Consider the following 493-nt stretch of genomic DNA (forward strand, 5'->3'; position numbering starts at 1 on the left):
CCCTTTCTTTGAGTGGAAGTGTTCATCGTTGTACTGTCCAGTTGTCCACGAGTGTAAAAATGTTGATCAGCGTACTGAAATCGATCGCACCACTATCAAGCTCAATTTGTTTTGAGCGGCTGTAAGACCACAACAGAGGCCTCGTGTAGCTTATGCTTACGCTCATCCTAGCCTATTCAAAATCTAAATTAGGCTAGTCATAGCCATATTGGTTAGGACGGGGTGCAGGGGTGGAACCCCCTGGCTGGGGGCAAAGCTCCCACATCCCCTTTAATCCCAATGTCCTAAGCTCTGTGGCGACAGCTATATGTTGAATCCAAAGATGATGTGCTTTTGGGAAGCTTGGCTAAAGGCAGGCTGCTTTTGGCGATTAATTTCGGCAAGTGTGTAAACGTCGTCTACCTCCACTCGTCTGTGTTTTGGTGCATCTGGTCGTGGTTTGAAGCTAAATGTCAGAACGACGAGGAGTAACGCCGAGAAAACGATCAGCAGC

1 protein-coding gene is annotated in these 493 nt (G+C 47.9%); it reads right to left on the reverse strand.

Annotation, left to right across the window (positions count from 1 at the left end; translation table 11 throughout):
* Window positions 1-303: 303 nt before the first annotated feature.
* Window positions 304-493, reverse strand: a 190-nt coding sequence (locus tag D7Y13_RS50045; protein ID WP_208734584.1) for a hypothetical protein, incomplete at its 5' end; no start/stop codon positions are given.

This window comes from Corallococcus praedator, assembly GCF_003612125.1.
GTDB classification, from domain to species: domain Bacteria; phylum Myxococcota; class Myxococcia; order Myxococcales; family Myxococcaceae; genus Corallococcus; species Corallococcus praedator.